Source organism: Micromonospora yasonensis, assembly GCF_026013475.1.
GTDB classification, from domain to species: domain Bacteria; phylum Actinomycetota; class Actinomycetes; order Mycobacteriales; family Micromonosporaceae; genus Micromonospora; species Micromonospora yasonensis.
This window is the reverse complement of record NZ_JAPDPH010000481.1, coordinates 1-522: the sequence shown is the minus strand read 5'-3', so window position 1 is coordinate 522 and position 522 is coordinate 1. Positions and strand designations below refer to the sequence as shown.

Annotated in this window: 1 protein-coding gene; it reads left to right on the top strand. The window is 67.4% G+C overall.

From position 1 onward, the window contains the following. A partial coding sequence (locus ONA70_RS36450) for an acyltransferase domain-containing protein (protein ID WP_265011017.1) occupies positions 1 to 522 on the top strand: 522 nt, incomplete at both ends.

The window sequence follows — 522 nt, the reverse complement described above, 5'->3', positions numbered from 1 at the left end:
GACGTCGTGTTCGCCCAACCCGGCAGCGACCTCGCCGCCCTGCTGGACACCACCGCCTACACCCAACCCGCCCTCTTCGCCCTCCACCTCGCCCTACACCGCATCGCCACCACCCAACTCGGAATCAAAGCCGACTACCTCACCGGACACTCCCTCGGCGAAATCAGCGCCGCCCACCTCGCCGGCGTACTCACCCTCACCGACGCCGCCCAACTCGTCACCGCCCGCGCCCGACTCATGAACAGCATCACCACCCCCGGCGCCATGATCGCTTTGCAGGCCAACCGCGACGAAGCCGAAACCCTCATCGCCGGCCAGGCCGGAATCTCGATCGCCGCCATCAACACCCCACACACCGTGGTCATCAGCGGCGACCACGACACCTGCCACCAACTGGCCGGCCAATGGCGGGAACGCGGCCGCAAAGCCACCGCACTCCAGGTCAGCCACGCCTTCCACTCACCCCACATGACCACCATCGCCGACGACTTCCGGGAAATCGCCGCCACCCTCACCTACCAG